This is a genomic window from Eubacterium sp. CAG:161, assembly GCF_000432355.1.
Classification (GTDB): domain Bacteria; phylum Bacillota; class Clostridia; order Lachnospirales; family Lachnospiraceae; genus Eubacterium_G; species Eubacterium_G segne.
This window is the reverse complement of record NZ_HF991872.1, coordinates 36965-44008: the sequence shown is the minus strand read 5'-3', so window position 1 is coordinate 44008 and position 7044 is coordinate 36965. Positions and strand designations below refer to the sequence as shown.

Annotated in this window: 8 protein-coding genes; all 8 read left to right on the top strand. The window is 34.0% G+C overall.

What is annotated here, in order from left to right:
* Positions 1–1050 (top strand): FtsX-like permease family protein (locus Q5O30_RS08045; protein WP_370553115.1); only part of this gene is annotated, 1050 nt, incomplete at its 5' end.
* 94 nt (positions 1051–1144) lie between these two features.
* Positions 1145–1516, top strand: coding sequence for an Asp23/Gls24 family envelope stress response protein (locus Q5O30_RS08040; protein ID WP_021953238.1), 372 nt, complete (start codon positions 1145–1147; stop codon positions 1514–1516).
* Positions 1517–1606: 90 nt separating this feature from the next.
* Positions 1607–2032 (top strand): transcription antitermination factor NusB, encoded by a 426-nt coding sequence (gene nusB / locus Q5O30_RS08035; RefSeq protein WP_021953237.1) that lies wholly within the window; start codon positions 1607–1609, stop codon positions 2030–2032.
* A gap of 16 nt (positions 2033–2048) precedes the next feature.
* Positions 2049–3257, top strand: a complete 1209-nt coding sequence (gene xseA, locus Q5O30_RS08030; protein ID WP_021953236.1) for an exodeoxyribonuclease VII large subunit — start codon at positions 2049–2051, stop codon at positions 3255–3257.
* Between the two features lie 2 nt (positions 3258–3259).
* A complete protein-coding gene (gene xseB, locus Q5O30_RS08025) occupies positions 3260–3463 on the top strand; it encodes an exodeoxyribonuclease VII small subunit (RefSeq protein WP_021953235.1) in 204 nt (67 codons plus the stop codon).
* A complete protein-coding gene (locus tag Q5O30_RS08020; RefSeq protein ID WP_021953234.1) occupies positions 3456–4346 on the top strand; it encodes a polyprenyl synthetase family protein in 891 nt (296 codons plus the stop codon). The genes xseB and Q5O30_RS08020 overlap by 8 nt, the downstream gene beginning before the upstream one ends.
* 19 nt (positions 4347–4365) lie before the next feature.
* Positions 4366–6228: a 1-deoxy-D-xylulose-5-phosphate synthase gene (gene dxs / locus Q5O30_RS08015; protein ID WP_021953233.1), complete on the top strand. Its 1863-nt coding sequence runs from the start codon at positions 4366–4368 to the stop codon at positions 6226–6228.
* On the top strand, positions 6225–7034 hold the full coding sequence (locus tag Q5O30_RS08010; protein ID WP_021953232.1) for a TlyA family RNA methyltransferase: 810 nt from the start codon (positions 6225–6227) through the stop codon (positions 7032–7034). The genes dxs and Q5O30_RS08010 overlap by 4 nt, the downstream gene beginning before the upstream one ends.
* The last annotated feature ends 10 nt before the right edge of the window (positions 7035–7044 follow it).

Sequence of the window (7044 nt, the reverse complement as noted above, 5' to 3'; positions counted from 1 at the left end):
TTTAAACTTCCGGCATTTAAGTTTATGAGCAGATTCAGATTAAGAATCATATTCCAAAATAAGGTAAGCTATATTACTTTATTTGTAGGTATCGCTTTTGCAAATATTTTGCTTATGTTTGGTCTTATGATGCATCCTCTTTTGGAAAAATACCAGGATGAAATAGTAGACAATATGATGGCAAATTATCAGTATGTTCTTAAAAATCCGGTGGATGTAAAAGATGATGAGGCGGAAAAGTATTGTTTAAACAGTCTTGAATTTAGCAAATACAGCCTGAAAGAGGATATAAGTATTTATGGAATTGAAAATAACAGCAAATATTTAAAAGATGATGTAAGTGACGGATATTATGTTTCTAATACTTTTAGCCAGAAGTATAGAGTAAATGCAGGGGATACCATTACCTTAAAAGAGAAGTATGGCAGTAAAAAGTACAAATTCAAAATAAAGGGTACAGTGGAATATCCGGCAGGTCTGGTAATATTTATGTCCAATAAGGAATTCTGCAAGGTATTTGATAAAGATGATGATTATTACACTGGATATTTTTCAAATAAGGAGTTAAATATTAAGGAAAAAGATGTTGCTTCCTGTATTACAGAGGATGATTTAACCAAAACATCAAGACAGCTTAATGTTTCCATGGGACAAATATTCTATCTTATAAATATTTTTGCAGTTGTGCTATTTGTAATTTTAATATATTTGCTTACTAAGCTTATTATTGAAAAGAATACAAACTCCATTTCCATGGTAAAAATATTGGGATATAACAATGGAGAAATTGCCAGGTTATATTTAATGGCAACAACCTGGGTTGTAGTAATATCTATTTTATTAAGCATCATTATTTCAAAGGAAATAATTGAAGTTATTTATTTTGAAATGATGAAAGATTATACAGGATGGCTTTCGTTATACATTGCTCCAAAGGTGTATGTGGAAATGTTTGTTCTGGGAATTGTATCATATGGTTTAGTTGCTATATTGCAGTTTAGAAAGATAAAGAAGGTACCTATGGATGAGGCATTAAAAAATGTTGAATAAAAATTCATGACTCATTCTTTACGGTAGTTGTAAAAAAAAAGGTTTAATGGTATACTTACAAGGATAGAATGACTTTAATATCCAGGAGGTATACATGGAAGCTGAAAGAAACACATATATAATAAATGATAATTCGGAATTAGGAGAAGTACACATTAGTGACGATGTCTTAGCTGTTATTTCAGCTATGGCGGCTATGGAAGTGGACGGAGTGCTTGCTATGGCAGGAAACATTACGGCAGAGATTGTGGCAAGATTAGGAATGAAAAAGCTTTCAAAAGGCGTTAGAGTTAAAGTGGACGAAAATACAGTAGTTATTGATTTATCAATTGTTCTCAGAATGAATGAAAACATTGTTAAAATTTCAAACAAGGTACAGGATAAAGTTAAAACTACAGTTGAAAATATGACAGGCATGGAAGTTGCCGGAGTAAATGTAAATATTTCTAATGTTTTATCGAATTAATCAGGACTTTTAAAGGGTGCCTTAGAGGCACCCTTTTTGCAGTAGAAGCCGTAAGGCTTATAATTGACATGTTTTTGAAAGGATATAATTATGAAAAGGGAAAAATCCAGAGAGTGTACTTTCTTATTGCTGTTTAGTAATGATTTCCATGCGGCTAATGAAGTGGCAAAACAGTTAGATATGCTTATTGAAAATCAAAATGATATAAACGAAAATAAAGAAGACCCCATTATAGCAAAAGAGGCAGACAGGGAATATATAACTGCCAGAGTGATTGATATAGAGAAAAACATAGAAGAAATAGACAAAAAAATTAATGAAGTAGCTGTAGGCTGGAGTACGGAACGTATGTCAAAGGTTGATCTTACCATACTTCGTTTAGCATATTATGAAATGAAAATGGATGAAGAAGTCCCTCAGAAGGTTGCCATAGATCAGGCAATTAATTTAGCTAAAAAATATGGCGGAGAAGAATCTTCTTCCTTTGTAAATGGAATATTGGCGAAATTATATTAGAATTTAGGAGAAGGCAATGGCATCTGTATATTCCGTAGGTCAGGTGAATGCTTATATTAAAAATATGTTTAATGCTGATTTTGCATTAAATAACATATATATAAAAGGTGAAATAAGTAATTGCAAATATCATACATCAGGACATATTTATTTTACATTAAAAGACAGTACCGGTGTCATATCTGCAGTTATGTTTGCCGGAAACAGAAAAGGGTTAAAGTTTAAACTTGAAGAGGGACAGAAAGTAATTGCTCTTGGAAGTGTTAGTGTATACGAAAGAGACGGAAAATATCAGTTATACGCAAAGCAGATTATTTTAGAGGGCACAGGTCTTTTGTACCAGAGATTTGAACAACTGAAAACCCAGTTAGAGGAAATGGGTCTTTTTGATAAAATGTACAAAAAGCCTATTCCAAAGTATGCAACTAAAGTAGGTATCTGTACTGCAAGTACAGGGGCTGCAATACAGGATATTATAAACATCTCAAAAAGAAGAAATCCTTTTGTACAGTTGTATTTATATCCGTGTCTTGTTCAGGGACAGGGAGCGGCAGTGGATATTGTTAATGCCATAAGATGTTTAGATTCCATGGATTTAGACGTTATTATAGTTGGCAGAGGTGGTGGAAGCATAGAGGATTTGTGGGCGTTTAATGAGGAAATTGTAGCTAAGGCAATTTTTGACTGCGATACGCCTGTTATATCTGCAGTAGGTCATGAAACTGACTTTACAATAGCTGATTTTGTAGCTGATATGAGGGCACCTACACCATCTGCGGCGGCGGAACTGGCAGTGTTTGATTACAGTGAATTTATGGAAAAACAGCTAAATTATAGCAGACTGCTTTTTTCGTCAATAGACAATAAATTAAAAATATACAGAAAAAGTCTTAAGTCCTATGAAACGTCAGTTAATTTATTTAGTCCTGTTAATCAGCTTCAAAGTAGGAGACAGTACAGTGATGAGTTAATGACTAAGTTATCCAAAGAATTAAATGATGTATTAAATGATAGAAAACATAAGCTTCAGATTTATGCAGAGAGACTAAATGGAATGTCACCACTTAATAAAATATCAAAAGGCTTTGCATATGTAACAGATGGCAATAAGAAACCACTTACCTCTGTGAGTCAGGTAAAAGCAGATGATGAAATGTCACTTATTATTAAAGATGGCACAATTAAAGCAAAGGTAGTGGAAGTTTTTCAGGAAAGTAAGGAGTAGCCATGAGTGAAAATAAAAAATCTGTAGAAGAGAGTTTTAATGAAATAGAAAGTATTATTGCAGAGATGCAAAAAGAAGACGTTACCCTTGACCGTTCCTTTGAACTTTACAATCAGGGGTTAACGCTTATTAAGGAATGTAATGAAAAATTAGATTCCATGGAAAAGCAGATTAAAATAATAGAAGAAGGTAATATAAATGGATAAATTACAGATATTATATAATAACAAAATCGATAAGGTAACAGACATTATATATAGTTTTTGTCCTACTGAAGAAGGATTACAGCAGACAGTAATTGATGCAATGAATTATAGTGTAAAAGCCGGGGGAAAACGTTTGCGTCCTCTTGTATTATTAGAGACACTTAAATTATTTGGAGGCGAGGAAGAGGAGGCATATCCTTTTATGGCTGCCATAGAAATGATACACACATATTCGTTAGTACATGATGATTTACCGGCAATGGATAATGATAAATACAGAAGAGGTAAGCTTACAACTCACGCTAAATTCGGTGAAAATATGGCAATACTTGCAGGAGATGCATTGCTTAATTATGCTTATGAAATAATGTCTGATGCAGTAATGAACAGCAAGTATCCAAAACGTGCCATAAGAGCCATGCAGACTATTGCCAGAAAAGCAGGAATATATGGAATGGTGGGAGGACAGACGGTAGACGTTGAAAATGAAGGAAAAGAAATGTCCATTGATACCATTAATTATATTCATAATTTAAAAACAGCAGCTCTTATTGAAGGTTCAATGATGGCAGGAGCCATACTTGCAGGAGCAAAAGCGGAAGAAATAGATATAGTAGAAAAGATTGCTAAAAGCATAGGTGTGGCTTTCCAGATACAGGACGATATTCTGGATGTAACGGGAGATACTAATCAGTTAGGAAAGGCAGTTTTAAGCGACGAAAAAAATCACAAAACTACATATGTTTCTTTACTTGGTGTAAATATCTCTAAGGAGCATGTTAAGAGATATTCAAGGGATGCCATTGAATTATTAGAGAGTTTAAATAAAGATGATGCATTCTTGAAGTTTTTATTTGTAAAGCTTATAGATAGAGATAAATAAATTTTTTAGTGAGAAAACAATGGGTAAAATATTAGATAATATTAATAAACCAAATGATATAAAAAAAATATCCAGAAGTGATTATCCTAAGTTAGCGCAGGAAATAAGGGAATTTCTTATTTCTTCTGTCAGCAAAACTGGAGGGCATTTAGCTTCTAATTTAGGAACGGTAGACCTTACTATTGCACTTCATGCGGTACTTAATTTACCGGAAGATAAAATTGTGTGGGATGTGGGACATCAGTCTTATACCCACAAAATCTTAACAGGAAGAAAAAATCAGTTTGATACTTTAAGACAGCTTGACGGGTTAAGCGGTTTCCCTAAGAGAAATGAATGTGAATGTGACAGCTTTGACACAGGTCACAGTTCAACATCTATTTCCGCAGCTCTTGGAATGGCGGTAGCTAACAGTTTAAATGGAAATGACAACAGGGTTGTAGCTGTAATTGGTGACGGAGCCCTTACAGGAGGGTTGGCGTTGGAGGCTTTAAATAATGTGGCTTCATTAAACAAGAATTTCGTTATTATTTTAAATGACAATGATATGTCCATTTCTGAAAATGTAGGAAGCATGTCAAATTATTTAAATAAGTTCAGGGTTGGTGAACATTATAATGATTTTAAAATTGATGTGGAGCATTCATTAAGCAAAATTCCGGGAATAGGTCAGAAACTGGTTAAAAGTGTAAAAAAAACAAAGGATAATCTTAAAAATCTTATTATCCATGGCGGATTGTTTGATGATATAGGTATAACCTATATCGGACCTGTAAACGGTCATGATATTAACGGAATGATAGATATTTTCAATGATGCCCTTAAAATTGAGCATCCCATAGTTATACACGTTAAAACCAAAAAGGGAAAAGGATATACCTTTGCAGAGGAAAATCCGTCAAAATATCATGGAATTAACAGTTTTCATATTGAAACCGGATTAGAAACGGTGCATAAGAAGACTATGACGTACACAGATGTTTTTTCAAAAAAACTTGTAGAACTGGCCTCAAAAAATAAGAAGATAGTTGCAATTACTGCAGCAATGAGAGACGGAACAGGACTTGATTTGTTTGCAAAGAAATATCCAAAGCGTTTCTTTGATGTGGGAATAGCGGAAGAACATGGAGTAACCTTTGCGGCGGGACTGGCAGCATCAGGTTATAAGCCTGTAATTTCCATATATTCTTCTTTTTACCAGAGAGCATATGATGAAATATTACATGATGTATGTCTTCAAAAACTTCCTGTTACATTTATAGTGGACAGGGCAGGACTTGTAGGAAGAGATGGGGAAACCCATCAGGGAATTTTTGATATATCTTTTATGTCGGCAATTCCTAACCTTACAATGATAGCACCTAAGGATAAAAGGGAATTAGAAGAAGCACTGGAGTTTGCAATGGATTTTGACGCTCCTGTGGCAGTCAGATTTGCAAGAGGCAGTGCCTATATAAGCCATAATGATAATTATAAATTTGAATATGGCAAAAGTGAAATTATAAAGCAAGGTAGAGACATTGCCATAATCGCTGTGGGAAATATGGTTGAGGAAACACAAAAAGCAGTAAGCAACCTTGAAAATAATGGCATAAATGTAACCTTTGTAAATGCAAGATTTATAAAGCCTGTGGATTATGGTATGATTGAAAATCTTGCTAAGAACCATAAAAACATAATTGTAGTTGAGGAAGCTATTAAAAAAGGCGGATTTGGTGAAAGTGTTGAAGCTTATGCTCAGGAAAATAACTTAAACACTAAAGTTTCAGTTATGGCAATAGAGGATAAATTTGTTGAACAGGGCTCAGTGGAAGAATTAAGAGACAGATTAGGAATAAGTGATAAAAAAATATATGAAAAGGTAATGGGTTTACTGAAATGAAAGAAAGACTAGATGTATTACTGGTGAAAAGAGGTCTTGCACCTTCAAGGGAAAAGGCTAAGGCAATAATAATGAGTGGTATTGTCTTTGTGGATAACGTAAGGGAAGATAAAGCAGGAACTTCTTTTGATGAAAAGGTAAATATAGAGGTAAGAGATAAAACTCTTAAATATGTAAGCCGTGGCGGTCTTAAGTTAGAAAAGGCAATGGACAAATTCGGTGTGTGTGTTGACAACAAAATATGTATGGATGTTGGTGCCTCCACAGGAGGATTTACAGACTGTATGTTACAAAATGGAGCAGTAAAGGTATATTCTGTGGATGTGGGACATGGACAGCTTGCATGGAAATTAGTTCAGGATGACAGAGTTGTATGCATGGATAGGACTAACATAAGGTATGTTACACAGGATGACATTGATGACGTAATTGAATTTGCGTCCATTGATGTATCATTTATATCATTAACTAAAGTTTTACTTCCTGTCAGAGAACTGCTAAGTGAAAACGGACAGATAGTGTGTCTCATTAAACCACAGTTTGAGGCAGGCAGGGAAAACGTTGGGAAAAAAGGTGTTGTAAGAGATAAAAAAGTACATACACAGGTTATAGAAATGGTAATTGAATATGCAAAAAGCATAGGATTTGGAATTATTAATTTAGATTTTTCGCCGGTAAAGGGACCGGAGGGAAATATTGAATATTTACTGTACTTACAAAAATTAAAAGAAGGGGAAGATTTTCAGGAAAATAATGTAAATCCAAGTGAAGTAGTGGAGTGTTCACATATGGAACTTGATAAATAGAGGTGTTTAA

Bases quoted from the DNA above. Each gene is read 5' to 3' on its own strand.
- Q5O30_RS08040 (WP_021953238.1), top strand. From the start codon at position 1,145: ATGGAAGCTGAAAGAAACACATATATAATAAATGATAATTCGGAATTA.
- nusB (WP_021953237.1), top strand. From the start codon at position 1,607: ATGAAAAGGGAAAAATCCAGAGAGTGTACTTTCTTATTGCTGTTTAGT.
- xseA (WP_021953236.1), top strand. From the start codon at position 2,049: ATGGCATCTGTATATTCCGTAGGTCAGGTGAATGCTTATATTAAAAAT.
- xseB (WP_021953235.1), top strand. From the start codon at position 3,260: ATGAGTGAAAATAAAAAATCTGTAGAAGAGAGTTTTAATGAAATAGAA.
- Q5O30_RS08020 (WP_021953234.1), top strand. From the start codon at position 3,456: ATGGATAAATTACAGATATTATATAATAACAAAATCGATAAGGTAACA.
- dxs (WP_021953233.1), top strand. From the start codon at position 4,366: ATGGGTAAAATATTAGATAATATTAATAAACCAAATGATATAAAAAAA.
- Q5O30_RS08010 (WP_021953232.1), top strand. From the start codon at position 6,225: ATGAAAGAAAGACTAGATGTATTACTGGTGAAAAGAGGTCTTGCACCT.